Below are 26,849 nucleotides of genomic sequence, written 5' to 3' on the forward strand. Positions count from 1 at the left end.
TTTGTAAGCGACTTTTGAGGCGTGTTCGTTCACGTCAATAATCAGGGAGTCTTTTAGACGCTTGCCCTCGTTGGCTGGGCATAAGGTGGCGATTTGGGGACTATAGCCGTTGGCTCTCGAGCTGCTAATTACTGATGCTTCGGTGTTATTTGAAAGCGAGACAGTAAAGACTGCCCGTCTGGCCGACCAGCACCGCGAGTGATCTGTTCTTGGTTCCCCTCGAAATGTGAACGCCAACAGGTGGTTGAGAAAGATATTGATTTACTGTACAACGCTCCTTGGAGGGGCGGATTGTTGCAGCTTATAAAACCGCTATCCAAGTACGTACCGCCAGTATCCGTGCATATCTCACGCAGCTGAGCTACTACGCGGAGCCCATAGCTCCCACACTCTATGAGTGTATCGTGCGCGTAGAGTCTCTTTTTTCTCAGAGGGACACTGTTGTTGTTCGCAGTCCCACCCTTCGAGAGCCGGAGTAGGTATTTTCAACTACCTCCTTTGGTTTGGCCATCACTGGCCATTACTGGCCATCAAGATACTCCCCTACCTCACCGCTTAGTTCCTCCGCAGCAGGCACGTACGTGGGGTTGAAGAGGTCGGGAGTCTGACCCGAAGCGAAGTCTTCAAGAAGGTAGATATAGCTGCCGCCCATGAGGGCGAAATAGTCAGACAGTCGATTAAAGGGCAGTCTTCGAGGGAGCACAAGCACGCAGCGATCGAAACCACTGAGGTTGGTCTGCGCGAAGGTTTCTGGGTTATGTCGTAGGTGGGTGATCAGTTTCCGTTTTGCGTTCTTTAAAATCTCACGTTGTTCAGACATGATATGTGGGTCCCATAAGAAGCGAAGCCAAAGACTCACCTTGGAAGGATCCGCGCCCGCCGACTGCACACAGCAATCAGCAAAATACTCAAATTCGATATCTTTAGCGCTCAGTCCGTGGTACTGCTTCGCTAGTGCTGCCCGCATTGATTGTGCAGTTCGATCGAAAGTAGATCCAAATTTTTGGATTGGCCCATACAGGCTGTATATCCCCCACTCATAGGGTGGACTGCCGATTTTCTCGTGCTCCAAAAGAACCCGCAACCCCATTCTGGTGAGTTCTGTGGACCGACCCGATCCGAAGTTACGGATGAGAACCGGGAATCGCCCTGTTAGTGGGATATCCGTATTCATGTTCTCACTGACTTTCTGTGGCGTTGTACCGTGGGATCAAACTGGGGATGCGGCCTGCTCGGGGGCAAAGTACTTGCGGAGTCCATCGCGGACAATGTCAACGTCGTGGCTGGTTCCAAGGAGCTCAAAGCGGTAGAGCTGGGGAACGTGACACTTTTGCGAAATGACCTGCCCCGCGGCGCAATAGGCCTCCCCAAAATTGGTATTGCCCGCACTAATAACTCCGCGAATAAGTGCGCGGTTTTCGGGGATATTCAAAAATGCCTTAACCTGTGGCGGAACCGCGCCTTTCATGCTGCCTCCCCCATAGGTAGGCACTATGAGAACGAAGGGGCGGTCTACTCGAATCATCCCCTCTTGCTTGGGTTTCAGGGGAATTCTCGCGGAGTCGAAGCCTAGTTTTTGAACGAAGCGATGAGTATTTTCACTCACCGACGAAAAGTAAACGACGAAGGGGGTCGACGCGGTTGCGCTCTCGATGGTTCTCACTTCCTTGGTGGGTTGTAGATGCCCTGTGATATCTGTCAGGCAGGGCTTAACGCAAGCGATTCGCTTATCCGCTAGCGTCGCTTGTTCCATCCTATCAGGATTAAAAACTTAGGGTACCCTAATCTTTAGGCTAGTCCTTGGAACTATCCGCGTCCCTCGTGTTCTCTTTCCGCCGTTGCCACTCACGCCACAAAACAAACGCGATCACCAGCGCAATGATGATGAGGTCGATCATCATCCACCAACTCAACACCGGCCGCCATGATTGAGAAATTTCCGGCATTTCCCGAGGCACGCGTTCAGCAGACACTAGGAGACGATCGGTGTTGATGCCATAAGGAGTGCACGTGATAAGAGTTAACTTATCGACGCCAGCTTCGTAGGTCACAGCCTGATAGTCATCTGGGGCAACAACCTGCCTTCCGGTCACCCGGTAAACGAGAACTTCTCCTAGAACATCAAGGTAGATCTCCGCGCCATCTTTAATGCGCGGGAGATTATCAAACATACTGGCGTTAACCATCCCCGTGTGTGCGGAGATGACCGAATTTGTCCCTGGCCCCCCAACTGGCACATCAGAGCCGAACATATGTCCAGCACCGTGGTAGAGCACCTCGGGGCGCGTGGTGTGGTAGACGGGTAAATCGATATCGAGTGATGGGATCGCCAATCTGGCGATCATGCCAGAAGTTTCAGGGGGATTGAGGATATCCAGATACTCGTCGTAGCCAGGCGATTCGGGCGTGGGAATAAAAGCATGATGTCCGCTTTCCGCCAAGTTTTGGTTATATACGTGGGCTTTGTGGAGATATTCGCGTATCAACTCGCTCGGCTCAATCTCTCGCACCTTTTCAGCGTAGCTGCGAGCCCTCGTATCCAATTGATAATCTGTATACAAAGTCGAGACAATGGGGAAAAGCAATACCGCAATCCCAAGGATGATATTCAGCATCCCGCGGCGCCGTTGGCTTTTGCCTCTACCACGCTTAGGGGCATGGTGCGTGGGCTTAATACGTGCCACTGCTGCCACTACAGATCCCGTTCCTCTCTACGATTCCCGCATATAACGCCACAGGCCAAATCCAAGAATGATCACACCCAGAAGCAGGAAGAGTACCAGCGACTGCAATCCAGTTTGTGGCAACATTTGAGCCACAGCTGCAGATAGTCGCAGCGCATTAGCACCAGCGATATCACTAACCTGTTGGAGATTTTCCTGCCCAGTTGTCACTGCCGTGACCTCAGCTGCAGAACCACGATAGTGATAAAAACGACGAAGGTCCCCGGGGATCTTGACCTTTATCGAGCATTCGACCTCCGCCTCGGTGTCAAGGGTTTCTATCTCGCACGCTGCAGCGGGGATGAGGCCATCATCGGATATCAGGAGCGTTTGACCGTCTGCGAGGATCTCCGCACCTGCAAGAGAAGGATCACGAAGTGTCACTGCTTCCAGAGGAATAGTCGAGCGATTACGAACTATGTAGGTTATATCCATGGCTTCCGCTTGCGCTGGAAGCACAACGGTGCCTGCAACCGCTTCGGTGAGGGCTGAAAGCCCTGCCCCCTTGATGCGCTTGTCCAGTGCGATTCCAGGAATGGTATTGCGGGCAGTCACTGTCCATTTATCCCCGTGCCTATCGGTATCCTCCGCTTCGGCAACGGGGAGAACCGTGAAGGTCCACGCGGGCCCTTCAGTTACCGCACCCTGACTCATTGCAGCCTGGTTGATCTCGCCTTGATCGATGCGATACCGCGGAGAAATATCATGCGGTTCCCACTGCGCCTGAGGAATCGTGTGATGATCGTCGATCAATTCGGTGACCTGGCATGTGGTATTGACGGGCACGTCTTTGAAGAGATGAGTCTCACCAGACCGTAAGGTGAAATCAGAAGGCTCACAATTGGAGCTGAACTGGAATTCCTGGCTAGATGAGACTGCACCCACCGCTTCCTTATGAAAGCTGACTGTCACAGTGGCTGTTCGGAAAAAAGTCTCCGAGGCGAGGGTGAGAGCCACGTCCTGATTCGAAGGCGATGGAACCGTATTCGGGGTTGAAAACTTCACAACTGGTTGCTTCATGGTCGAATCAACTCGGGTGTCCGCGCTTAAGGGATCTCGCGGGTTCCGGGAGTCTGCGACTCCCGCGTAGTCCCAGAGTCCCATCTGACTATAAGGTTTCCTGTCATCGGCGGTTACCGCGAGGTCTGGGCGCGCCTGCAGAGCACTGCCATCGAGCTGGTATTCGCAACGAGCACCAGCGGGCAGCTCTACGATTATTCCACCCTGTGGCGGTTGCGCCATAGCAGCGGAGTAGTCAGCAGCGCTCGTAGCCTTAGCGAGGGTTGTAGCTGATGAGAAATCTTCTCCGTTACAGGTAATCCTATTGATGAACTCAGCCTGTTCGAGTCCTTGAGGAGCCCCGTGTTGGATATTCACGATGCGTACTGGGACACTGCGCAGTGCGAACCATGCCGATACAGTGATGTTTGGAGAGCGCTGCCCTTGAGTATCCCTGATTTCGATAACAGGTTGCTCGGCGGTTAGCAGCGGAATTGTCCGCTCTCGACCGTCGCGGATGGTCACGGTGGACTGGTCTCGTAGCAACCTAGCCTGAGGATAGTTATAGGAGGTATCGAGATCGAGTGCACACAGGGAACCGACAGGGACTCCTTTTACCTCAACAGACTGGCCGGGTGCAGCCGCAACTCGCCCCTCGAGAACCGTCTCCTGCCCAGCTACACAACGGTAACCAATGCTCAGATCGCGGTTGGGAACTTCCCCTACCTCCCGGGCTGGGCCGGCGGCTGCTGCAGTCACCGTTACCGTCGTAGTTTTATCGTACGCGGTATCAATAGCAAGGTTACTCACAGAACCATCTTCATCTTTTAACCGGAATATATAGTCCCCAGACTGATTCTGCTCAATATTTTTGCCATCGAGGACAATATATCGATGGCGCAGCACAATATCAGGGTTGTCTACCTTGAACTTTGGAGAAAGCGTACACATAGAGCCCGCGGGAAGCCCTGGTACTCTTGTCGCCTTGGTCGTGGTCACCGTTCCGTTTTCATTACGCAGATCCACGGCCACTATGCGTTCGTCCACGCCTTCGCACGTCAAGCCGAAGTTGACCTGGCGTTGTTGCCCGGGGGCTACCAGCGTTGCAGCCGCACTCCCACCGAGCTTTTTCGTCACATTAAGGGCGGTCAATTTCCGCTCATATGTGTTTATTGCCACGATCCGGTTCGCTGAATCGTCCCCAGCACGAAGCGTGAGAGAAGGAGAAGTCCCTGCCTGTTGCTCGGGATTCCAGGTGAGTGTGTGTTTGTAACCATCGGGCACGTCGTCGGTGGAAAGATCCTCACTGACGTGGCACGTCGCGCCCTCGACGAGCCCGTCGATTTGATGGGTCAGCGTGCGATCGCCGCCCTGCCCCAGCACGAAGTCTCCGTCGAGTTGCTGATTGCCGAAGGCTTTGTCGAAGCCTGGAGGGGGTGTGCATTGGTAGCGGAAATTAAAGGCGCGGTTTATGTGTGGATCGAGGCCGTCGATCCTTTTTTCCACAGTGAGAGAGGCCCTATTGAACTTAGGCTTCCACTTTACTGCGCAGTAAACGGGCTCATTTTCTGCGTTTGCGTAGGTCACTGTGGAAGTATTATCGCCGTTAGTTACCACGAAACCAGCTGGGAAATTTCCCTTTTGCAGCTTTCTGTTCCCTAATTGACAGGTCCATTCGGGATCGTATCTGTCGAAGACATTAGTACCATCTGGGGTGCGGGCCTGAGAACGGAAAGTATAAGGATCCGAGGCTCGAGGGATCCCTCCTTCGTAGCGCACCGAGCGCAGTAGCGTGGCGAAGGGTGCAGCATCCTGGCGCGCTGGTTGATCGGTACTCGAATTCACAACTGCTTCGAATTCATCCTTGGTAGAACCCGCCTCAAAGTCGAAAACAGTCTGATTCCCGAGAATTTTGGTCTCGGCTGAGGTATCAGCATCGACATGGCCGCCTATACGCCCCACATTGAGCGCAATGGCGACGCCTTGTTTACCGCCGCTCGTGCTCGACGTATAGAGACCAATCTCTAGAGAAGTGGGATTTTGAATGGAGGTTAAGAAGGCTCCGGGTTGGGTCACAGTATAATCAACTAAGCACGCGTAGTCGAAGGTCTTTCCGTCGACTTCCCAGTTAGCTGCAGCTCTAGAACCCCAGGCATTCCTACCTTCAAACGTGAAATTTAGGGTACTCGCCCATTTGCAAGTTCTACCGTCGTCGTTGTAGAGCAAGAGAGGCTGAAGGATTTTCCCGCGCGAGTCGGCCTGTAAAGTAATCGCCTCATGGTAGCTGTTACTGCGTGTTGTGGTTCTTTCGGCGTCCATGACCACGAGGTCGTATTTCTTCAACTCGCGATTATCTCGGCCAATCACCCGGATATCGCTCAAACGCACCACGGCGTACTTTTTTCCCTCTCCCCCAAACGTATGCTTCAGATATGCTCGCAGCACGGGTCGCTTAACTTTAGCCCCCGCCTTGCTCAGTTCGAGTCGGTCACTAGTTAACTGCTCATTTCGCCCTGCTTCCGTGGAGAGGCCGAAGTTAACCATTCCGTCACGATCATACCCAAATATCGACTTGTCATCTCCAGAAATAACTTCCGAAGTCACATCCATAAGATAGGAACTGCCCGCTACTATTTCAGCATTGAACTCAAGGGTGAGATCACCAATCTTTTGTCTCACCAGTTGCGGCCCGTCCCATGGATTATCAATTTGGCTAAGATCTAACCAGCATAATTGCGGAGCGAAGAGCTCGGTTTCCGACCCCGGGCTGGACACGCGAAATTCGCAACCCTCATATTCCTGAGTTGGTGTGGGGATCACCCGAGACGCTACCGGAGTTGCGGAAAAATCCGATGCATCCTCAGCGCGCGCTAGAGTATTGGGCCCGCCAACAACTATAAGAAGCCCCATGAACACGATGACTATAGCAATCAGGGCGTACCCCCGGTGCACTATGCTTGTCAATATGTTTCCTCGATAATCTCTGGTTTTAATATGAATCTGTGCTCCCGCTGTTAGGACTCGCTCTTAGGATAAACACCATCTTCGTCTCCCGATGGTCGCCGCCGGACCACCAGCCACACGCCCACCGTTACGAGAAGAAGGGCTAGTCCAACGAGTCCTAAAACACTAGCCCCCGTCGATGCCAATGCACCTATCGGCGACTGCATCATCCACGAATTTTTATCCTGCGTGATGTCGGGCCTACTAGGCGGATGAAGCCGTAACTGACTAAGTGGCAGCCACCCAAATCCGAGCGTTAGAAAGAGGGCTAGAAGTGGCACAACAACACCAGTCATTATGCTGCTTCCAGAGCTAATCTGGGGTGCGTGGGTTATTGCGGTATCAGATTTCAGCGCTGGGTAGGCGCCTAAACATCCCGCCATTTGGGTGTCGGCTGGGCAGTATCCATCCGCGGAGGCATAGATCGTATTCGAAATCTTTGTGCCTGGGAAGAGTGGCGCTTTCACCCGTGCTCGAAAGCTAATATTCACGGTGGTTTCGGGGTGGCCTGCACGAAGCCGCGATATCGTTGTAAGGCCAGCGTCGCTCAAGGATATCGAAACCTCGTTTGCCTCCACGCTGGTGCGATAGTCGTTGGCCTCCAGGCGGACTGAGCCGTCGAGATTTTCCACCACGATAGTGTCGATGCCCTCGAAGTCTAGGTTGGTATCGAGCGAGTCGAAGAATTCCACTCGGTGAAGTTGGCCGTTGCTATCTACCGGGGGCACTTGGGCGGTGATGCTATAGGCGATAGTCTCACCCCAATCGGCGGTCTCGCGGTCTGCACGCTTGGTCACAGATGGTGGTTGAATTTTCGTTCGCACAGCGGTCGAGGGCTGATCGACGATCACTAGGAAGGGCGTCGACACGAGTTCAGGAGTATCTCCCATCCTGCGGGCGTCTTCTCGCACCTGGTAAATACCGGGTTCGAGACCTGAGAATAGAGCAACTCCGTTATCGTCTGTTCGCGCGTGCATCACAGGGCCGGTATTGACCTGCGGATCAGATGTCAGCAACTCAGGGCGTTGCAGAATGAGATCATTCAACTGGCTGGGGTCAAGTTTCCCTAAGCCGAACAGCTGGCGAATTGTGAAGGTAGCACCAATAAGTTGCTCTGGTCCCACCACGCCATCGGTGCGCTGGGTGGGATTAGCAAAGGTCTTCACAATCTGTAAATGTCGCGGAGCCTGAGCATGGGCGGGGACTATGACAAGGGCGATTGTAGATACTGCCAGCAGCGCTGCGATGAGTGATCTCCCCAGGCCCAATACTCTTGGGTGTGAGTGTAATAGCACTTATAACTCCCCGTTCATCTGCTGCGTATCCGCCTTATTTCGCCGCCTTAACATAAAGATGACTAAATACAGCAAAGCGGCTAGCGAAATTCCTACAGCTATCGTCATCCACAGCTGCCAAGGGCTGCGATACCGGCGCTCATCCTGGTGATGTGGCACATCTATGCGGCGGCCACGGACGAGCAGACGGTGCGTATTAATTCCATAAGGAGTACAGGTAACGAGAGTAAGAAGATCGTGACCTGCAATCGGCCTGATGCTGGAGATATCCTCAGGCAGTACTATTCGAATATCATCGACCTCATAAGCGAGGGTGTCGCCCACTACATCAAGGGTAAAAATATCACCGATTTTTACGTGGGTGAGGTTGTCAAACATCGTTAACGTAGCCAATCCGGTGTGACCTGTCAGTACTGCGTGGGTCCCCTCTCCCCCGACAGGAAGGGCGGTGCCATAGAGATGCCCTACCCCGTGAGCTAATGTTGATGTTGAGGTGCCGTGATAGACGGGAAGGTCAATACCGACTGACGGTATATGCAGCCTTGCCATCATGGAATCTACATTCAGATGGTCAAGGTACGTTTGGTAGCCAGGGGTTGAGGTATCAACACCGTGCACCCACGGATCTGGTGAACCGAACTCGGGCAGATTCTGGTTATACTCTCGCGCTTGGTCAAGCAGGGTGGATCGGTCCTGAGCTTCCATCTGCATTACCTTCTCCGAGTAATACTCGGCCAGGCGATTTTGTTCGCTATTTTTCAGATGCGTAAGAACAACAGGGGCGAGAAATACCACAACAGCCAGGATGATATAGAGAGGGCCTCGCATGCGCACCCGGTCTCGTGCTCTTCGCTGACGGTGACGCATGAATTTCAAGCCCTTCCCTACTTCTTTGGCAGCTGGATCCCGTCGGTGCTGGACAGACGGGATCCACCCCGCTCTTTTAGCTCAGCTTTTAGGCTGTGGCCTTGGAATCACGGCGGGTGGTATAAAGACCACGGGCAAGCAAAGCCAGACCGACAAGGAAGACGAGAACTATTCCCCATGCACCAGTAGATGGTAGCTGGTTGAGGAAGGTTGTCCTTTGGTTCTCCACTTCTGCCGTCAACTCAGCCGGACCGTTCTCGTTCTCGGTCACAACCACTGGAATAACTTCTGGGTTGCGCACAAAGCCTGCGGGAGCTTTGGTCTCGATGACACAGAACTTATTTGCTGATTCTCCCGAACCAGTTGAGTAGGACTTGATAGGGATACCGAATCCTTGGGCTTTGGCCTCATCCGAGACGACCTTGGTCGTCAGCTTTTCTTGTTGCTCTACACCGGTGCTCTGGGTAGCGGTCTTGAGAGCATTACCCTTGAGCGTCCAGGCGCCGGAATCGTTGGTGCAGTGATAGAGCTCGAACTCCGCACCTTCCAGCTCATTAGCTGGTACATTCTCTTCACCAGCAGTTTTCGTGATCGTTAGGTTGCCGAAGGTCGTCCGCGTGGGGTTGTCCTCATCACGGGTGGTGGAATACGACTTGGAGTTGATATCAAAGGTTGCTTTGTTATCAATTCGCCCGTTATCCGGAAGCGAGACGATTGTGGCGTCAAATTCCACAAAGACCTGAGCATCGGTGTGCGTCTTATAGAAAGCCTCGAGCTTGGCTAGACCTTTTTCCGTGAAGTCAACAACTATTTCATCACCGGGATTAGAGCCTGTGGTGGTAGTAAAGTCCTCAGTATCTACCAGCGTTGGGATATCTCCCGCCTGGGCGGTCCGCGCGGCTACGGTCACCTTCAAGGAACCATCGACGTACTGGAGGTTTTCCACCAGATCATCCGTGATTTTGAATTGGGTGAGATTGGTTGATGGGACCCGAGAGCTGAGTCGGTAGCTAAGGGTGCCACCCAAGGCGGCTGTGTCATCGTTGACTTCCTTAATCGGCTCAATCTTTTGGTTCTTTGGATAAACCGTGCGCTCATATACCCACTGATCACCATCGCCATTGGGGGTTGGTAGGGTGATGAGGAAGGGTGAGGTCACCGAATAACCTTCGGGGGTCTGAGTTTCGGTCACGCGGTAAACGCCAGCGCCGTTCGCAAATTCGAAAGCGGCGAGACCTTGACCATCGGTTTCCTTGCTTTGCTCAGCTACGCTGTCGTCAGCTTGAAGGGCTGCGATCGTCGCATTGGCATTCTCGGCCGATACGATGTCGTTGAGCTTCTTCCAGCTCGCAGCCTTCGTAAGGTCAAAGGCGTTACCTGCGTCATCTTTGACCTTCTCCACTTTGAAGGTGACCCCTGCTAGCGGTTGGGCGTTTTGCGGTGCGCCTTCTACATCCTCGTACTCGCCGTCATATTTGTAGATATTGAGCTTCACCGTCTGGGTAGTATCGATCTGCGCCGCAGCCTGCAGGTTGGCATCACCAAGAGTTTGCTCGATACTCAGGTTTTTATCTTCAGCGATAGCTGCTGGAAGGCCTACACCCATGCTGGTGCACGCCACGGTGACGGCGGCACACAGGGCTATGGCTCGGGGTTTTAATGAAAGCATCAATATCCTTAAAAATTTATATTTGCGAACAAGATTTGGTAGCGCGCGGACTCATGAGGTTTTCCTATGTCAGTTAAACCGTCCCGCATACGACCGACCATGGTAACTCACCTTTGCTGCGCATCCAAATATCTATCTGCGCAGCTAGATGGACAAAAAAGCACTTCTTGGGTGATCACAGCAGCTCATGGATCTGATAATCCTCTTAACTTTTAGAATTTCTTATTGGAAAAGCCTCCTTTAAGCACAATGCTAAAAGGAGGCCCTGAGGGAAAGTTTTACTGAGAGGATTTTCCTTGGTCGCGTTCTTTGTCGATATCGTCCTTTTCGACGTCGTCGTTCACACTGCCGGTAATCCCTAACTCGCCGTCGATCATCACATTGCCGGAAATGATGACAGTTCCATCCGCCGTTTGTTCAAACTCTGGGGTCGGCAAAATGTTACCGTCCTCATCGAATCCGGGAGCTGGTTGCTGCTCGTGCGTCGCTAGCTTCTCGGCGGTATCGGTTTTTTCCCACCGTCTCGTCACCAAGGGAGCCATCGCAGCGCGATCATCATTCATCCCTTTCAAAAGCGAGTACATCATGACGAACTGCATGAGGAAGAAGGGCAAGGCCACGATAATGACAACCTGCTGGAGAACATCGATACCAGTGCCGGGAGAAACGATGAGCAGCACTGCCGCTACCGCGCCGATCATCACGGCCCAAGCGATACGATAGGCCGTCGGCGATTGGTTCTCTTCTCCCGTGCACATCATATCGTTGACCATCGCCGAGGAATCGATAGAAGTGATGAAGAAGATAATGACGATCATCAGGGCGAAGACCGAGACCACGGAGCTAAGCGGATACGCTTGCAGGAAATTAAAGAGTGCTGCAGAGACGTCACCCTGCTCCACCACTGGCACAGTGAGGAAGCCAGGCTGAGCACGCTCGATCTCCAGGCCCGCACGGCCAAAGATGGCAAACCAAATGACTCCGAAGATTGTGGGCAAAATGAGCACACCGCCGATGAATTCACGGACCGTGCGTCCGCGGGAAATTCGAGCGACGAACATCCCCGTAAACGGCGACCAGCAGATCGTCCACGCCCAGTAGAAAGCGGTCCACTTGCCCTGCCAGCCAGGATTATCACTATAAGAATCTGTCCAGAACATCAGGCGCGGCAACCAATCACCGTAGATTCCGAAGGCCTCGACCACGGAACGCAAAAGAGTAAGTGTGGGGCCGGTCAGGACAACAAAGACCATGAAGATCACGGCCATGGCAATATTGAGGTTGGAGAGAATCTTTATACCTTTATCCAGACCACTCGCGACCGAAAAGCTGGCCACCACGGTGATAAGAATGATGATGAGTAATTCCACCCATCCCACCAGGGGTACCCCCCAAATCTTATTGAGGCCGGCGTTGACCTGCAGCGTTCCTAGGCCAACCGAGACCGCGATGCCGAAGACCGTACCAATAATTGCTAAGGCATCGATGAATTTGCCTGGTAGTGAATAGATACGCGGGCCTAAGAGGGGGGCAAAGATTGAAGACAGACGCGGTGGCAGTTTGCGCTTGTAGATGAAGTAGCCCAAGGCCAGGCCTGGTAGCGCCATAATGACCCACATATGGATACCAAAGTGGTAGAACGTGAAAGCGAATGCCTGCTCGGCGGCCGCTGCGCTCATGGGTTCCACATTATTCATTGGAGGGTTGTAAATATGGTTAATGGGTTCCGCAACACCCCAGAACATCAAGACAGCGCCCACGCCGCCAGCGAAGAGCATGGCGAACCAGACGGGGAGAGAATGCTCGGGGTCGTCGTCGTCGTCACCTAAACGCATCCGGCCGTAGCTGGAGGCGAAGATGCCGATCAGGAAGATCAGCGCTAAGGAAATACCTCCGATATACATCCAGCCTAAATTTTTCAGCAGGGCCGCTGATGCACTGGCAAATATTGGTTGTATCCGCTCCCCAAATATCAAAGTGACGAGGACGAATGCACCGATGGTCCCAGCCGCCATGGCGAAGATTGTTGGGTCAGTGTGAAAATGAAACCGTTTACGAGCAGAAGTCGGAGTGGGATCCGACGTCGCGGAGCTCGGTGAATGTGAAGTAGCGATCGTGCACATCCTTAATCAGATATAAGTACCTTAGAATCAAACAGGTTCTAATACTATAGGTTGATGACGCACTCGTTCATATCCCGCACGTCAGCGCCGACTCCACCACGCACTGCGGAGGTTACTCTAAAAACCTTTAGACCGCCTATTACTCCCAAGATCATAGTTCTATAAAAGCAGGCTCGTATTCTACCCGGCGCAGTTGGGGCACTGCCTGTGTATTGAATTAAGACTCACCAACAAGCCTGACAAGCTCACTATTAAGATGAGCACCTCGACGCTCGCCCCCTCAATACTTGAATCTAGAGTGTAAAAGATATCGCTCCGCATCGTAGGTTGAGGATCACTCACAAAGATCTTTTAGATGAGTTTGGAGATAGCGATGCTACGGGCATGCCCTAAGCCAAGCTGAAGTCTGTCATAGTGGGCCAGGCAAATTTTTTTGACCCTGGGCAGCCAGAAATGAGGAGCCATGATCGGGGACGGCAGGAATACGACTAACGGGTAAGGTGAGGCAAATATTCTGCTACCTGCAGGGTAAACCCTGACCCGCAGGTCACCTCACACTTAGCATCTCCCTAATATTTCTACCCCGAATGATGAGGATCGAAAGAGAATGCGGGCAGTTACTCGTCCACGCTGACGGTAGGAGCTCTAACCACCTTTGCAGAACATCTCCCATAACGGAGACTGTTCAGGCGGCACCGCTACACATCCTTGTTAGCGAACGAGTGCGGTATAAAGGATGCGCCCATCCACGGCTCGGTGTGCCGCGACCGCGATCCTGGTGAGTCTCGGATTGAGCAGCAGCGCGCGTTCACCAGGGACACTGTTCCACTGGTGGAAAGCTTGACCACTGAGCACGCCAGGGGCGCTAGCGATTAGTTCACCACTGGTAATACCGACGCTTGGCTGGAACTGATTATGCGCCATCCATTGACTATGCCCGCGTGCCTGTTGATACAAGACGTCATCGAAGACGAGCGGATAGAGGCCGCGGCGTGTGCGCTCTTGGTTAATGAGCGCTATGGTCACCGCTTCATCCGTGCGCTGATCATAAGGTGGCAGCGGCCGTGCTGGGCTCATGCGTGCTAGAAAATCATCCACGCTGCGTTTAATATGCACCAAAAAGTCGCCTATAAGATCAGTAGATGATCCTTGAGAGGATAGGGCGGGTAGAGGAGGCATCTGTGCGTGGGCGGGGCCAGGCGTGATCATCGAACCAGCAAGAGTTATAGCTAATAGGGTTCGGGGAATCCTTGTCATGGTGCAGCTCTCTCCTCATACTGGTTGCGGAATAGGGAATATGGGTACTTATGATACACGTCACTTGCTTTTTGAGGCAGTGGTCTACTCTCATGAGCTAGCACCCATGAATATCCGGGAATATCCGGTGCCTTTAAGTTGCTGGCATCTTTAAGCTTCCCGCGAGGAGAAAATCTCGCGGGCTGAGGCCGTGATTAATTGTCGTCCGTGCTCAGTGCTGCCACGAAGGCTTCCTGTGGGACCGAAACGGAACCAAGGGATTTCATGCGCTTCTTGCCCTCTTTCTGTTTTTCAAGAAGCTTCCGCTTACGAGAAATATCGCCGCCATAGCATTTCGCTGTCACGTCCTTACGCATTGCCCGGATATTTTCACGGGCTATAACCTTGGCGCCGATCGCGGCCTGAATGGGGATTTCAAATTGCTGGCGTGGAATCAACTCTTTCAGTTTCTTCGTCATCTTATTGCCGTACCATAAAGCGGAATCACGGTGAACAATTGCCGAGAAGGCATCCACTGGATCGCCGTTCAGGAGAATATCAACCTTGACCAGATCGGCTTGCTGCTCCCCCGCTTCCTCGTAATTCAGCGAGGCATATCCCCTGGTGCGCGACTTTAGAGAATCAAAGAAATCGAAGATAATCTCACCCAGCGGCATGGTATAACGCAGTTCTACGCGGTCCTCCGATAAATAGTCCATGCCTCCCATTTGTCCGCGCTTGGATTGGCAGAGTTCCATGGTGCTACCTACAAATTCGGAGGGCACGATGATGGTGGTTTTTACGATAGGCTCCCACACCTCGCGTAATTTTCCACCAGGCCAATCTGAAGGGTTGTGTACGTGAGTTGAGCTCCCATCTTCGGCTACCACACGGTAGGACACCGAGGGGGCAGTGGAGATGAGATCAAGGCCGAATTCGCGTTCGAGGCGGTCTCTGGTGATCTCCATATGGAGCAATCCAAGGAATCCGCAGCGGAAGCCGAAGCCCAGAGCCACAGAGGTTTCCGGCTCCCAGGACAATGAAGCGTCATTGAGCTGTAATTTCTCCAGTGCTTCACGCAGGTCAGGGAAGTTGGCTTGCGAAATTGGGAACAGCCCTGAGTACACCATGGGTTTGGGATCAGCATAGCCTTGCAGAGCCTCTTCGGCGCCGTTTTGGGCCCAAGTAACGGTATCTCCGACCTTGGACTGGCGTACATCTTTGACGCCAGTGATCAGATATCCCACTTCACCAGGGCCTAAGCCGTCACACTTTTTGGGGGTGGGCGACACAATGCCAATTTCCAGCAACTCGTGAACGGCACTGCTCGACATCATCTTAATTTTCTGTCGAGGGGTCAGCTTCCCGTCGATCATACGAATATAGGTAACCACGCCGCGGTAGGTGTCATAGACCGAGTCGAAAATCATGGCGCGCGCCGGCGCATCAATGCCGTGATCGGTGGTCGGTGGCGGCACCAATTCGGCTACTTTATCGAGGAGAGCTTCAACGCCTTCACCGGTTTTACCTGACACCCGTAAAACATCATCTGGTTCGCATCCAATAATATGGGCAATTTCTTGGGCATATTTCTCTGGATCTGCGGCTGGCAGATCGATCTTATTAAGTACGGGAATAATCTCGAGGTCATTCTCCATGGCTAGGTAGAGATTCGCCAAAGTTTGAGCTTCGATGCCTTGGGCGGCGTCAACTAGGAGGATAGCTCCTTCGCAGGCTTCGAGCGCTCGAGAAACCTCATAGGTGAAGTCAACGTGGCCCGGGGTGTCGATCATCTGCATCACGATTTCTTCACCTTTGTGCGCACCGGAACGCGGCACCCAGGGTAGCCGAACGTTTTGCGCCTTAATAGTGATGCCGCGCTCACGCTCGATATCCATATTGTCTAAGTATTGTTCGCGCATATCGCGGGCATCGACAACATTGGAGTACTGTAAAATACGATCCGCCAAGGTCGATTTTCCATGGTCAATATGGGCGATAATACAGAAGTTACGGATCTTGGAGAGATCCGAAAAAGTCTGCTCCGCGAAATTCTTGGCCATTTAATCCCTTTCTCCAACTGCAATTCTTCTCCCGACTTTACCCCACCTCTGTATACTCTCCCGACTTAGGCCCCCTCGAGATGCTTCAGAAGGATAAACTGAAAGATTATGAAGCCGGATTCCTTAGTGCGACGTATCTTGCGGGCGATCATGGTGAGGCTATTTCGAAGCGACGAAACCTCCAATCTCGATAAGGGCCTGAAGGCTCTCGCCTCTCAACTCGGGCTCACTGAGCGAATCGACGCCCACCACCTTCGCACTCCGGCGCGCGCTGATATCGCAGTCGTCGACACCGCTGAATATCCGCGCGGGCTTATTTATGCCCCCAATATGGATGGCCAAGTCGATCCTGGCGAAGTGGTTTTTTTTACCCGCCCGAGCGAACCGGATTTCGAACGAGCCCTCATCGTGGTGGGCCGCAGTGGGGATAAGCTTTTGGGCCTGATTACCTCCCCTAATCCTGCACATGCGCTCAGTTCATCATGGGCTGAAATAGGGGCAGGGCCGTGGGATGAGACGGGGCGGAATGCCTGGGCCAGGCTTGATAAATTAGTGCAGGTTCCAGAGATCGTGATTAGGCGCCAGGGGGCTGTGATCCCGCCGCGCCGGTGGGAGTCGATAGCCAATCGCTTGCGCCGTGAATTCGGGTGGAAATAACTGCTTACGTGTTCGCTTTTAGTTAGCGGAGGTGGTAAGGTTTTCGTTCGTTGTCCGAAACAACACCACCATGGTGGTTAAGTTCATCTTCGAGCGGTCAGGACCTTGGGATCGCCGCGAACTTCAACTCGTAGCAGCCGTGGTGCACTAAGATATCCGAATAAGAGGTATACACATGGCAAATATTAAGTCCCAAAAGAAGCGCGTTCTCACCAACGAGAAGGCTCGTCAGCGCAACCAGGCAATCCGTTCGAAGGTTCGCACCGAGATCCGTAAATTCCGCGCTCTAGTTGCCGAAGGCGATAAGGCCGGCGCCGAAAACCAATTGCGTGTTGCTTCGCGTCAACTGGACAAGGCTGTTACCAAGGGTGTCTTCCACCGCAATAATGCGGCAAACAAGAAGTCCCGTATGGCCACAGCTTTAAATAAGATGGCTTAAAAAAATCCCGCTGATCCTCACCGATCAGCGGGATTTTTTTAAAATAACCCTGCGATGATTAAACCAATTGAGGCAACTGCAAAAAATCCGCCGGCGATAAAATCCACGATATAGCTAAAGCGATAGAATACGTGGCGCACCGGACGAGCTGAGAAGGCCATAACAAGTGTAGAAAAGCCTAGAACGGTGGTCATTATCATGACTGCCACCACGAGAAGCGCTTGGCCGATATGTGGGTTGGGTGGCAGGAATGGTGCGATAATCGCTGCGAAATAGAGCACCACTTTGGGATTAGACAGATTTGTTGCTAGGCCCAGGCGATAGCAATATTTGAGGCTACCTAAGCGTGCCGCGTGATCAATATCGAGCTGAGTACCCTTCCGGTACTGGGCGAGAGCGGACGTGAGTACATTCTTCGCCATAAAACCCAACCATAAGCCGCCGATAAGTTGAATAGCCCCCATGATCGATGGATAAGCATGAAGCAGGGTGGAGGCTCCCACAACCGTTGCGATCACCCACACCGTGAGCCCGCTGGCGATACCGAGAGTGGCGGCGAGGGCATGCGGCCGAGATTTTGTGGCTAGTCGGATGAGGAGAAATATATCCGGTCCGGGGCTGATCATGCCAATGAGGTTGAGCGTGATCAACCCGATAATATCAGCGCTTGTCACCGGAATCGTGAGCGTCAAGGTGGGCTACAAGGTCGCTGAGTCCAAACATTTTTGCGGTGTTATAAGCGCTGGGATGACCGATATGAGGATCAGCGCCGTGATTAATCAGAGTAGCAATGACCTCTGGATACTTCTTAAATATCGCTCCTGCCAACGGGGACTGTCCCCGGTCGTTTAATTGATTAAGGTCCGCCCCCATATTGATTAACTCCCGGACAATATCAGCATGGCCGCTATAGGCGGCTATCATGAGGAGAGTATTGCCCTCCTCATTACTAATATTGGGGTTAAGCCCCAGACTAACGAGCGTCCTCAGCCTATCGCAGGCGGGCTCGCCTCCGGTGCGAGCGAGGTGAAAGAGCTCGTTGATAAAGGCTTGCAATTCAGGGTCTGGAGAAGGGGTCGTCATTATCCCCATCTTAGGAATCTAGCCAGCCAGCTGCGAAATTTGACGCACCGCCTGCTCGAGGGCGAAGGCTGGATCTCCCCCCTGACCTTTAACTTCCGCATCCAATTCGGCTGCAATGATCACTGCTTGGCTGATATTGTCTCCCCGCCATCGCCGCGCTAGTTGCGCAGTCTTTTCCAGGACATAGGGGTGCATCCCTAGTTGACCGGCTAAGGAAGGGTGCGGTTGGGAGGAGTATAGGCGCGCAATTCCCGATACTTTCATGCTCAAAGCGGTGGCAAGTGCAGCTGGTTCCACCCCCAGCTGTAAGGCTCGTCGCATACTAGCCAGGGCCTTGAAGGTATCTCCCTGGCAAGCGAGATCGGCAACATCGAAACCGCTAACCTCAGCAACACCCTCATAGTACTGACGTACCTTTCCAGCCGTAACCTCGCCATCAGTATCTGCCACTAGCTGATCTACGGCACTGGAGAGGGCACGTAGATCTGAACCCACGCCTTCAAGGAGAACCTGGAGCACATCGGGGGTGACCTGGACCCCGAGGCGTCGAAATTCCTGGTTCAACCATTGGGTCCGCTGGTGCTGCTTGGGCGCTTCTATCTCATGGACCTCGGCAAGCTTTTTCAGGGGCGTCACCAGTGCTTTTTGCCGACCTCCACCCGAATGGCTAATGATGACATAAATACCGGGTCCGGGATCTCGCGCAAGCTCGACGATGAGTTGAGCGGGTTCCTTACCTGCCTCATCCATTCGGTCGATCACGACGATGCGATCCTCGCCAAATAGTGATGGACTTAGTAAGTCTAAAAGCTCCGCCTTGGTGATATCCCCGGCGCGGATATGGGTGATATCAATAGTCGTGCCCGTAGGAGCGTGCGACTTGATAGCGGCACTGATCTCTTTGATGGTGCGCTCGATGAGAAAGTCTTCGTCGCCAAGAATGAGGTGGACAGGTTTCATGGGCTCGATTCTAGCTGTGAGTAACCGTCAGGTGCGCGAAAGTACACCGGGATCCCGGTTTGGGTCACTGTTGGATAATCTGCTGACACGTCCTTATGAGAGCGCACGATAATAGCTTCTGTACCTGCTGGGATAGTATGTTGGTCTGTTAGTTCTTGCAGCGAATTCACTTCGTAGGTTCGTATAGTGCTCAGATCTGGCTCTGGTAGTTCATGCTGGGGCAGTGACAGTACTCCAAGTACCAGCGCAGCTAAGGCTAGCACCCACCACGTGCGGCTCTTCGAGATCGCATAGAGTGCCCACAAGGCAATGACAATTGCCCACTTCACTGGTGAGGCTACGGTGATCACGGCTCCGTTGAGATGAGCGGCTATATGTGCGGTAGAGATAATCCAGCGGGCTACGGGGGCGAGCACCCACAGGATGAAATCTCCGATATGTGCAAGCGGGCTTACTAGCTCTCCGAGCCCCACGCAACCGGCGGCGATGAGGCCAAAAATCGTGACCACCGGAACCGCGGGAGCGCAGATAAGGTTGGCGAAGATGCTCACCACCGAGATATGGCCCGCCATGCCTGCCACAAGTGGCATGGTGCTCAGCTGCGCGGCCAGCGCTACGCTGAGAGATTTCCATATTATCGCAGGCCCTGGCATATGACGCAGATGCCAGTAGATCCACGGATTGATCACTATAATTCCAGACGTGGCCCCCACCGAGAGGGCAAATCCCCAGTGAGTGGCAAAACCTGGGTGGTAAAGCAAGAGTATTCCACTACTGATAGCTAAGGCGTTCATGGGGGCGCGCACAGCGGCGGTCACTAGCGCAATCATGCCAACGGCTCCCATGAACCCAGCGCGTAATACCGAGGCCTCCATACCTACGACGAAAATATATGCCGCCATCACCAGCAGCGCTCCAAACGCGCGCATGCGCGGTGAACAGCGCGCAAAAAGCACGACTACTGCTGTGAGAATCATGGTGATATTGGCTCCACTGACAGCACTGAGATGGGCTAAACCGCTGAGGATAAAATCCTGCCGCAACTGGGGACTCTGACCCGAAATATCACCGAAGACCATGGCTGGAACTAGTGCACCGGCGTCACCGTCAATAATCTCCTCTGCGTGATGACGGAAGATTAGTCGCAGCTCATGGCGAAAAGACAGCACGGGATGCACCGGGGACGCTCGTACTGCTTCCAACGCGTGGAAAATCAGTGCATCTAACCCCAGGCCCCTCCCATAGTCAGGATAGCCCTTCACCATTGCCAGTTCACCAGGAATAATATTCAAGGGCCGCGGGGAGAATACCGTGATCGATCCGGGGTAGCCGGGAGGGGAAAAATGCTGCACGGCGCCACTGCCACCGACGCGGGCTGAATCGAGGGCACGCATGAGGGTGGGAGAGGAAAAAGAAAAGCTCTCTGCTTGTTTGAGACGTAGCGTTGCTATAAAAAGCGCTATACTTCCGCTGCCGCTGGTAAGGATTGCTTGGCCACGATCAATACGGCTAAGAACGATCCCTAAGATGAATAGGATAAAAAAACCGACAACGATAATGAGAAGATAACTGTGATCGTGATAGCGGGCCTCGAATACTGCAAACATAGCCGCCCAGATAGTCGCGGCGCTGGGGAGAAGGCGTACCTGGCTCTGGTTTTTCATAAAACGAGTTGATCTTTGAGAGCCGCAAATTTACTCGGGCCAATGCCCTTGACATCCTGAAGTTGTTCGATAGTACTGAAAGCTCCGACGCGCTCGCGGTACGCAATGATGGCCTCTGCTGTTTTGGTCCCGATACCGGGAAGAGACTCTAATTCTTCGCGCCCCGCCGAGTTGAGAGCTACCCGCTTCGGAGTGCCGCCTGATACCGCGGGAGCATCAGCGATCGAGGCATCTGTGTCGGACTCCACGGTAATCTGCATACCATCGGTGAGTCGCTGGGCTAGATTAATACCTGCCAGAGAAATGGCATTCTCAAAGCCTGCGCGCTTAAGGGCATCCGCTATACGCGCATCAGGATCACTAAAGCGATACAACCCAGGGTGCTCCACGGCGCCGACGACAGCCACCACAATCTCCGTTCTCGGTGGCGCCACTGGTAAAGGGGTGGGGATCGCACCAGTCACACGGAGTACAGGTTGCGGAGCTGGAGATTCGTAGGCGAAAGCTCCCAGCCACACCGCAATGACCCCAATTAGCCCCACGCTCACCACCACCAGCGCAACTAGAGGGCTCACTGTCAGTCGTGGGGTGCAGTCGAGAGGATTATCAAAGGCCAGCTCTTCCTGCGCAGGGTGAGACCGGTAGAGCTCTTTGATGCGGCGTGAAGATATAGAGCCCGTCGGTCGATCGCGCCGCCGAATCGTATCCACAACGGCGGCGAACCTGCCTTCAGACCTAGTAGTATCCTCCATACCTTCAAGCAAAGAGTAGATCAGCCTGGACCGCGACTTAACTCATTGGGGCTTGAAGGATTGTGTGGATAAATTCTCTGCTCTCTGCTCTCTGCTGCGTGCGAATAGGATTCAATAAAATTTAGGGCGCCGTTTATTGCCAGTGATCTAAACGAGTAGGCCACCGCGACATATCGACCTCGTCTGCCGGATTTTCCCTGACCAGATTAGGGCCTATTTCGTATTCCATATGGTAGTCCGTGATCCGCACTGAATCTCCACGAGTATCGAAGAATAGATTGCCAACCTTCGTAATCGCTTCATCCTTCATATCAGTAAAAGAGTCAGCATTGCCGAGATTTAAGTAGTCGGTATAGATACCGGTGGGGTACGAGAATGACATACTCACCGAGTAGTACCCTTTCTCGCCGGGAGATATTAGCGGGGCGGGCACACGGCGGGTATCGACTGGTGGGAAGATGGGTTCTGGGGCTAGGCAGTCAACCTGATCGGTGAAGTTATAATCGAAAGAGCTCAAAAGTGTGCACCGCATGGTGATCTCGCCGATAGGTATATTGACGTAGTAACCAGCCCAATCTTCCTCGTAATCATAGAGCTTGTGGGAGATATTGCCGAGACGGGTATAGCTGAAGCTATCCCCGGGTGGCGGTGAGCGATGGAAATCAGTGCGCATCATATTCGAGGTATTGCCAGTAGGCTCGTGCCTGCCTTTTTCCACCACGTCCTGTGGGCTCAGCGTGTAGTTTATTGTATAATCAAAGGTTTCACCGTTGTACATAATCTTGCTCTGGTAATCAACCGTGGCGGTAGCACCATCAAGGGAGATATCTTTTACCTCATTGATAAAAGGCATATCTTGTCCGGGGATGAAGTGCTCACCAGCAAAGAAGAGCACCGCCTTTTTGGGAGGAAGTTGCGAACCAACAAACTCAGGTGGTCGACCTTCTATAACGATATAAGAGTAATCTGCGCATGGATCGAAGTGGTTATCAATAACGTCTGTCTCCAACCAATAGTTATTGTCTTTCCCTGCGGTCTCGGTATTTATTTTCTGTGGTGATCCCCACAGCCCAAATTCAGTTTCGAGAAGATCTAGCTGTGGATTCTCGCACGCTGGTTGCGGGCTGGAGGTAGTTTCAAGGTCAGCTACCGCCTGGGTTTGAGGGGTATCAGATGGTGTAGAACATGAGCTTAGTACGAGGCCGACAAGCACAACGAGGCTTGGGTAGAAGGATCGACGGGAGGGAAGAGACATAACAACCTTTGGTAGAGAAAATGGATGTATTCGCGATCCCTAATTTAATTCATAATTGGAACTTTTCTCCTCGATAAGCCCGTAATGGGGGTAATCCCCATCGGATTAGATTGATGAGGGTCGATCCCCGCTGAAGAATAACTTCCGTCCCTATACCCAATTAGCCGCGTTGCTACCTCTGATCCCCCACAGTATCGAACCGGATCGAAGCTACCATCCCAGTGCCTAAACGAAGAGCTCTCCCGATCACTGCTGGTTTCTGGATGGGACTCCTCACCCACCTGTGCTGGAACTCTGTTGCAAGAACGTCTGTCAGAGCGTCTGGAGGGCTATGCCTAAAACGCTCTGTTTAGAAAAAGTGCGCGGTCAGCTGTGAGTAATTTGCGGGCGCACAGCGATATTTTTACGGAGAAGCGTATCTACGCTAGGTGCCACCCTTTGGCTTTCGCTCGGCTATCCCAGAAATCACGGTAGGTCCCAGTGCGAGCGTATAACTGCTCATGGGTTCCGATATCCTCGATCTCGCCTTGAGCGTTGAGCGTCACAATCTGATCCGCACCCATAATGGTGTCTAATTTATGCGCGATAACTACGACAGTGGAGGTTTCGCGCAATGTGGCAAATGCCGCCACGATATTTGCCTCATTTTCGGGATCGAGGGCGCTGGTAGCTTCGTCGAAAAGCACGATGGGCGCATTTTTTAGCAGCGCGCGAGCTATGGCCACGCGCTGCCTTTCGCCCCCACTTAAAGACTTACCTCCCTCGCCGACCGGGCTCTCCCATCCGTTGGGAAGGCGTCGCACAATTTCGGTCACACCGGCTAATGCGGCAGCCTCTTTGACCTCATCATCGGTAGCGGTGGGCCGGCCGATCCTGATATTGGCGATCAGAGTGTCATCAAAAAGATAGACTTCTTGAAAGACCATCGATAGCTGCGACATTAGGGTGCGTGTCTTTAACTCCTTGACATTCGCACCGCCAACTTTGACCGCTCCGGAATCTACTTCATAGAACCTCGATATCAGCCGTGCCACTGTCGTTTTGCCACTTCCGGAAGGCCCCACTAGGGCTACCATCGACCGAGGTGGAACTAGGAAACTAACATTCTTGATCACGGGAGTATTTTCTAGATAGGAGAAGGTCACGTGCTCAAATTCCACACTGCCCGGCGTAGGTTGCGCTGCATCCTCACGAGGTTCTGGCAGCGCTTCAGCGGTGAGCACCTCGTAGAATGCTTCGGCGCTACTACGCCTGGATTCCAGACCGAAAGAACTTTCCGCAAGGATCAGCAACAACTGGGAAAAGCGCAGTGTTACCCCCATAAAAGCAATGGTTTCTATAGGGCTAAGGGAACCGTCCAAACTGAGTTGTGCAATGAGCGTCATAAGGGCCACCACCACAACTTGAGTCAAACTTCCAGTTAAGGCATTAGCGAGAAACTCCCACCACAGCAAGCGGGACTTCCGTTGCCGCCACTGAGTAGTTGCCGCCGTTAAGGGGGCGAAATCTTGACTCCTACCGCATGCGCGTAGGGCCGGCTGGCAGTGGGTAAATTCTACGACGCGGTCACTGATCTCTTTTTCTAAAGGTTCAGCCTGAGCGTGAGCGTAGTGACCAATTGCCGAGGAGAGATAGACGAAGACGAGAAATATCAACATAGAGACAGCTAGCAAGATTCCGAGGGTGATATTCCATGCCAGCATGCACACCAAGATGACAACAATGGCTGCCATTTTCCCAGCAATAGGACCCATGAGGTGAGCGAAGATCTCAGAGGTAAGCATGAGCTCGCCCGAGACCAGGCGGGACAGCCGACCTGCTATTGGCTGCTGAAACCATCCGAGCGGCAGTCGTGCTACCTGATGACCAATTGACCGGTGGATATTCTGAACAATATCGAGGGCCGCTGCGTAGCTAAGACGGGTATCGATATATCCCAAGACAGCCGCTATGATCGCTGAGAGTATGAATACTACTAGCCAGCCATAGGCACTAAGCCCCCAGGCGGGAGTATCTGTTGATAAAGCGTAAATAGCAGGAATAATAAGAAATAGCGACAACCCTTCGAGGACTCCCATCGCAATGCTAGATATGATCGCGCGGTAGAGACACCGAGGATCAGTGAGAAAAACGCTACTCAGCGAAAAGAAAGAGAAAATGAGAGGTTTCATAACGTCTTAATGTCCTTTCCGCTGAGATTCCAGCGACCTGAGGTGGGCGGATTGAGATGTGGTCAGTAACTGCTGATACAGCGGATGACCTTGGAGGTCCTTTGCACTTCCCGCTGCTGCGACATGGCCGTGTTCTAGGACTATGATCTGATCAGCACCCACAATTGATTCCAGACGATGCGCAATAACTAGCACCGTTTTACCCTTAACTAAGGTGGTCAGCGCTTGCTGAATATCTGCTTCCGATTCGGGGTCAGCAAATGCCGTGGCCTCATCCAGGATGAGGATCGGGGCATCCACTAAAAGTGCTCGCGCGATGGCAATTCGTTGAGCCTGGCCCCCGGAGAAATGAGTGTCCGTTCCGACGATAGTGTCAAAACCCTTCGGGAGAGCCTCAATGGTGTCAAGAATATGCGCCTTGTGTGCTGCATCGCGGATTTCCTCCATTGTGGCCTCGAGCCTGCCGAGGGCGATATTATCGCGCACGGAGATTCTCAAGAGTTGCGGATCTTGTAGCACGAAGGAGACCGTGTCATAGAGCATCCGTGTGGATAGTTCGCGCACGTCGACACCGCCGATGGTGATCCTCCCTGAGTCAGGATCATTAAATCGAGCAACCAAGGTGGCTAGAGTAGTCTTACCAGAACCACTGGCACCGATGAGTGCCGTTACCGTGTCCTCGCGAAGAGTCATGGTCACGTGATTGGCCGCTATATGCTCACCGTAGGAGAAGGATACGTCTTCAAAGCGGATCTCGTTTCCTCGTGGTTGTAGCTTAGTATTGGGGACCGAAAGAATAGGAGTGTCGAGAGTTATCAGCAGACGACGGGCAGCAGCGCCTGCTAATTGATAGGCCCACATCATATTGCTCAATACGGTGATGGCACTGGGAATCATCAGAGCGATGAGGGTGGTCGCCAGTACATCTGGTGGAGTCACCCAGCCTGCTCGAATCATGAGGATGCCACCACCCAGATTGATTGCCATCAGAATGGGGATAGATATCGAGGCGGCCGCCATGGCAGAACCTTTGAGCATAGGCGTAACCCACGCTAGATAAAACGTAGAGAAATCATCGGCAGCATCTTGATAGCGTTTATGGGATTGTCCCACCGCCCCAAAGGCCTTAACCACCGAGATTCCCGTAAAGAATTCCACCATAGTGGCAGATACGCGACCTAGGTGAGCGTCCATCTCAACGGTTTTTTCGCCCATGCCGCTGAGCATCCAAATATTAGCTGCGATATAAAAAGGAAAGCTCGCAACCGTGAGCAGCCCTAGCCTCCAATCGATTAAAAAGGCCAGCATTAAAAGGGCGACAGGAGTAATAATGGCTTGGGTGACGTCTACCGGTTGGTGTGCTACCAAGGCGTGGATCTGCCCGATATCTTCCTGCAATGCTTTGCGAACTTTGCCGGCATTAGTTTTTGAAAACCATCCCAAAGGAGCGCTGGAGATTCGATCAAGAATACGCTGACGAATAATCGCGGCTAATCTAATATCGGCGAAGTGGGTAATGGCCAAGGCTATGGCGTTAATAAATAATCGTCCGCAGAACATTCCCACGAGGAGATACACACTCGCCCATACAGATTGCTCGTCAACCGGCAGATCCTGACTATAGGCGCTGTAGAGGGTATCGCCCACCTGGATCAATGCGATATAGGGGCCGATGGCCAGGAAGCCCGCAATAATTGCTAAGAATCGACCGATTCCTAGACGTAGAGCTATGGGCCGAAGTAATTCTTTCAGGGCTGATTTTCCTTCTTCTCGCTCTCGCTTTAGTTTTTCACGCTCTGGTGCGCTGATGGTGGATGTCGACGCCATAATTATTCCCTTCCGGCGAGGAGTCTAAGGGGGTAGCAATATCTAGAAAGAGGTTGACGACAA

Annotated in this window: 20 protein-coding genes; 2 read left to right on the top strand and 18 right to left on the bottom strand. The window is 52.9% G+C overall.

From position 1 onward, the window contains the following. Positions 1-520: 520 nt before the first annotated feature. From N7326_RS08425 to lepA, 10 genes are all read right to left on the bottom strand, one after another. Positions 521-1,174: a hypothetical protein gene (locus N7326_RS08425; protein ID WP_259079804.1), complete on the bottom strand. Its 654-nt coding sequence runs from the start codon at positions 1,172-1,174 to the stop codon at positions 521-523. A gap of 36 nt (positions 1,175-1,210) precedes the next feature. Continuing rightward, positions 1,211-1,753 (bottom strand): class Ib ribonucleoside-diphosphate reductase assembly flavoprotein NrdI, encoded by a 543-nt coding sequence (gene nrdI / locus N7326_RS08430; protein WP_259079796.1) that lies wholly within the window; start codon positions 1,751-1,753, stop codon positions 1,211-1,213. A gap of 40 nt (positions 1,754-1,793) precedes the next feature. Further along, entirely contained in the window at positions 1,794-2,693 is a 900-nt protein-coding gene (locus N7326_RS08435) for a class C sortase (RefSeq protein WP_259158665.1), read from the bottom strand. An 18-nt stretch (positions 2,694-2,711) separates the two neighbouring features. Continuing rightward, a complete protein-coding gene (locus N7326_RS08440) occupies positions 2,712-6,632 on the bottom strand; it encodes a DUF5979 domain-containing protein (protein ID WP_263088479.1) in 3,921 nt (1,306 codons plus the stop codon). 104 nt (positions 6,633-6,736) lie between these two features. Beyond that, on the bottom strand, positions 6,737-8,020 hold the full coding sequence (locus N7326_RS08445; RefSeq protein WP_263088480.1) for an isopeptide-forming domain-containing fimbrial protein: 1,284 nt from the start codon (positions 8,018-8,020) through the stop codon (positions 6,737-6,739). Beyond that, the gene (locus N7326_RS08450; protein ID WP_263088481.1) at positions 8,021-8,887 is read right to left on the bottom strand and encodes a class C sortase; all 867 of its coding nucleotides are present in this window, start codon (positions 8,885-8,887) and stop codon (positions 8,021-8,023) included. It lies immediately after the preceding gene. Positions 8,888-8,975: 88 nt separating this feature from the next. Beyond that, positions 8,976-10,556 (bottom strand): SpaH/EbpB family LPXTG-anchored major pilin, encoded by a 1,581-nt coding sequence (locus N7326_RS08455; RefSeq protein WP_259079775.1) that lies wholly within the window; start codon positions 10,554-10,556, stop codon positions 8,976-8,978. A gap of 278 nt (positions 10,557-10,834) precedes the next feature. Further along, positions 10,835-12,679: a BCCT family transporter gene (locus tag N7326_RS08460; RefSeq protein WP_396124772.1), complete on the bottom strand. Its 1,845-nt coding sequence runs from the start codon at positions 12,677-12,679 to the stop codon at positions 10,835-10,837. 711 nt (positions 12,680-13,390) lie between these two features. Continuing rightward, the gene (locus N7326_RS08465; RefSeq protein WP_259158660.1) at positions 13,391-13,936 is read right to left on the bottom strand and encodes a CAP domain-containing protein; all 546 of its coding nucleotides are present in this window, start codon (positions 13,934-13,936) and stop codon (positions 13,391-13,393) included. A gap of 194 nt (positions 13,937-14,130) precedes the next feature. Then, positions 14,131-15,978 (bottom strand): translation elongation factor 4, encoded by a 1,848-nt coding sequence (lepA, locus tag N7326_RS08470; RefSeq protein ID WP_259079768.1) that lies wholly within the window; start codon positions 15,976-15,978, stop codon positions 14,131-14,133. Between the two features lie 108 nt (positions 15,979-16,086). On the opposite strand from lepA, the gene N7326_RS08475 reads away from it, so the two are divergent. Further along, the gene (locus tag N7326_RS08475; RefSeq protein WP_259079754.1) at positions 16,087-16,635 is read left to right on the top strand and encodes a growth inhibitor PemK; all 549 of its coding nucleotides are present in this window, start codon (positions 16,087-16,089) and stop codon (positions 16,633-16,635) included. 175 nt (positions 16,636-16,810) lie between these two features. Further along, positions 16,811-17,074, top strand: a complete 264-nt coding sequence (rpsT, locus tag N7326_RS08480; protein WP_259079752.1) for a 30S ribosomal protein S20 — start codon at positions 16,811-16,813, stop codon at positions 17,072-17,074. Between the two features lie 38 nt (positions 17,075-17,112). Here rpsT and N7326_RS08485 read toward each other — a convergent pair whose 3' ends face one another. The 8 genes from N7326_RS08485 to N7326_RS08520 form a co-directional block, all read right to left on the bottom strand. After that, on the bottom strand, positions 17,113-17,748 hold the full coding sequence (locus N7326_RS08485) for a LysE family translocator (RefSeq protein ID WP_259158659.1): 636 nt from the start codon (positions 17,746-17,748) through the stop codon (positions 17,113-17,115). Next, positions 17,735-18,157 carry an ankyrin repeat domain-containing protein gene (locus N7326_RS08490; RefSeq protein ID WP_263088482.1) on the bottom strand — a complete coding sequence of 141 codons (423 nt, stop codon included), beginning with the start codon at positions 18,155-18,157 and terminating at the stop codon, positions 17,735-17,737. The genes N7326_RS08485 and N7326_RS08490 overlap by 14 nt, the downstream gene beginning before the upstream one ends. An 18-nt stretch (positions 18,158-18,175) precedes the next feature. Continuing rightward, on the bottom strand, positions 18,176-19,117 hold the full coding sequence (gene holA, locus N7326_RS08495; protein WP_259158657.1) for a DNA polymerase III subunit delta: 942 nt from the start codon (positions 19,115-19,117) through the stop codon (positions 18,176-18,178). Next, a complete protein-coding gene (locus N7326_RS08500) occupies positions 19,114-20,781 on the bottom strand; it encodes a ComEC/Rec2 family competence protein (RefSeq protein ID WP_263088483.1) in 1,668 nt (555 codons plus the stop codon). Before N7326_RS08500 ends, holA begins: the two co-directional genes overlap by 4 nt. Further along, complete coding sequence (locus N7326_RS08505) at positions 20,778-21,533, bottom strand: ComEA family DNA-binding protein (RefSeq protein WP_263088484.1); 756 nt, start codon at positions 21,531-21,533, stop codon at positions 20,778-20,780. The genes N7326_RS08500 and N7326_RS08505 overlap by 4 nt, the downstream gene beginning before the upstream one ends. 133 nt (positions 21,534-21,666) lie before the next feature. After that, on the bottom strand, positions 21,667-22,788 hold the full coding sequence (locus N7326_RS08510; protein ID WP_259158654.1) for a hypothetical protein: 1,122 nt from the start codon (positions 22,786-22,788) through the stop codon (positions 21,667-21,669). Between the two features lie 419 nt (positions 22,789-23,207). After that, positions 23,208-24,959: an ABC transporter ATP-binding protein gene (locus N7326_RS08515; RefSeq protein ID WP_259289622.1), complete on the bottom strand. Its 1,752-nt coding sequence runs from the start codon at positions 24,957-24,959 to the stop codon at positions 23,208-23,210. A 6-nt stretch (positions 24,960-24,965) separates the two neighbouring features. Continuing rightward, positions 24,966-26,786 (bottom strand): ABC transporter ATP-binding protein, encoded by a 1,821-nt coding sequence (locus tag N7326_RS08520; protein ID WP_259158652.1) that lies wholly within the window; start codon positions 26,784-26,786, stop codon positions 24,966-24,968. Between the last annotated feature and the right edge of the window lie 63 nt (positions 26,787-26,849).

Source organism: Corynebacterium sp. ES2794-CONJ1, from assembly GCF_025660615.1.
Lineage (GTDB): Bacteria > Actinomycetota > Actinomycetes > Mycobacteriales > Mycobacteriaceae > Corynebacterium.

Bases quoted from the DNA above. Each gene is read 5' to 3' on its own strand.
- N7326_RS08425 (WP_259079804.1), bottom strand. From the start codon at position 1,174: ATGAATACGGATATCCCACTAACAGGGCGATTCCCGGTTCTCATCCGT.
- nrdI (WP_259079796.1), bottom strand. From the start codon at position 1,753: ATGGAACAAGCGACGCTAGCGGATAAGCGAATCGCTTGCGTTAAGCCC.
- N7326_RS08440 (WP_263088479.1), bottom strand. From the start codon at position 6,632: ATGGGGCTTCTTATAGTTGTTGGCGGGCCCAATACTCTAGCGCGCGCT.
- N7326_RS08450 (WP_263088481.1), bottom strand. From the start codon at position 8,887: ATGCGTCACCGTCAGCGAAGAGCACGAGACCGGGTGCGCATGCGAGGC.
- N7326_RS08455 (WP_259079775.1), bottom strand. From the start codon at position 10,556: ATGCTTTCATTAAAACCCCGAGCCATAGCCCTGTGTGCCGCCGTCACC.
- N7326_RS08460 (WP_396124772.1), bottom strand. From the start codon at position 12,679: ATGTGCACGATCGCTACTTCACATTCACCGAGCTCCGCGACGTCGGAT.
- N7326_RS08465 (WP_259158660.1), bottom strand. From the start codon at position 13,936: ATGACAAGGATTCCCCGAACCCTATTAGCTATAACTCTTGCTGGTTCG.
- lepA (WP_259079768.1), bottom strand. From the start codon at position 15,978: ATGGCCAAGAATTTCGCGGAGCAGACTTTTTCGGATCTCTCCAAGATC.
- N7326_RS08475 (WP_259079754.1), top strand. From the start codon at position 16,087: ATGAAGCCGGATTCCTTAGTGCGACGTATCTTGCGGGCGATCATGGTG.
- rpsT (WP_259079752.1), top strand. From the start codon at position 16,811: ATGGCAAATATTAAGTCCCAAAAGAAGCGCGTTCTCACCAACGAGAAG.
- N7326_RS08490 (WP_263088482.1), bottom strand. From the start codon at position 18,157: ATGACGACCCCTTCTCCAGACCCTGAATTGCAAGCCTTTATCAACGAG.
- holA (WP_259158657.1), bottom strand. From the start codon at position 19,117: ATGAAACCTGTCCACCTCATTCTTGGCGACGAAGACTTTCTCATCGAG.
- N7326_RS08500 (WP_263088483.1), bottom strand. From the start codon at position 20,781: ATGAAAAACCAGAGCCAGGTACGCCTTCTCCCCAGCGCCGCGACTATC.
- N7326_RS08505 (WP_263088484.1), bottom strand. From the start codon at position 21,533: ATGGAGGATACTACTAGGTCTGAAGGCAGGTTCGCCGCCGTTGTGGAT.
- N7326_RS08510 (WP_259158654.1), bottom strand. From the start codon at position 22,788: ATGTCTCTTCCCTCCCGTCGATCCTTCTACCCAAGCCTCGTTGTGCTT.
- N7326_RS08515 (WP_259289622.1), bottom strand. From the start codon at position 24,959: ATGAAACCTCTCATTTTCTCTTTCTTTTCGCTGAGTAGCGTTTTTCTC.
- N7326_RS08520 (WP_259158652.1), bottom strand. From the start codon at position 26,786: ATGGCGTCGACATCCACCATCAGCGCACCAGAGCGTGAAAAACTAAAG.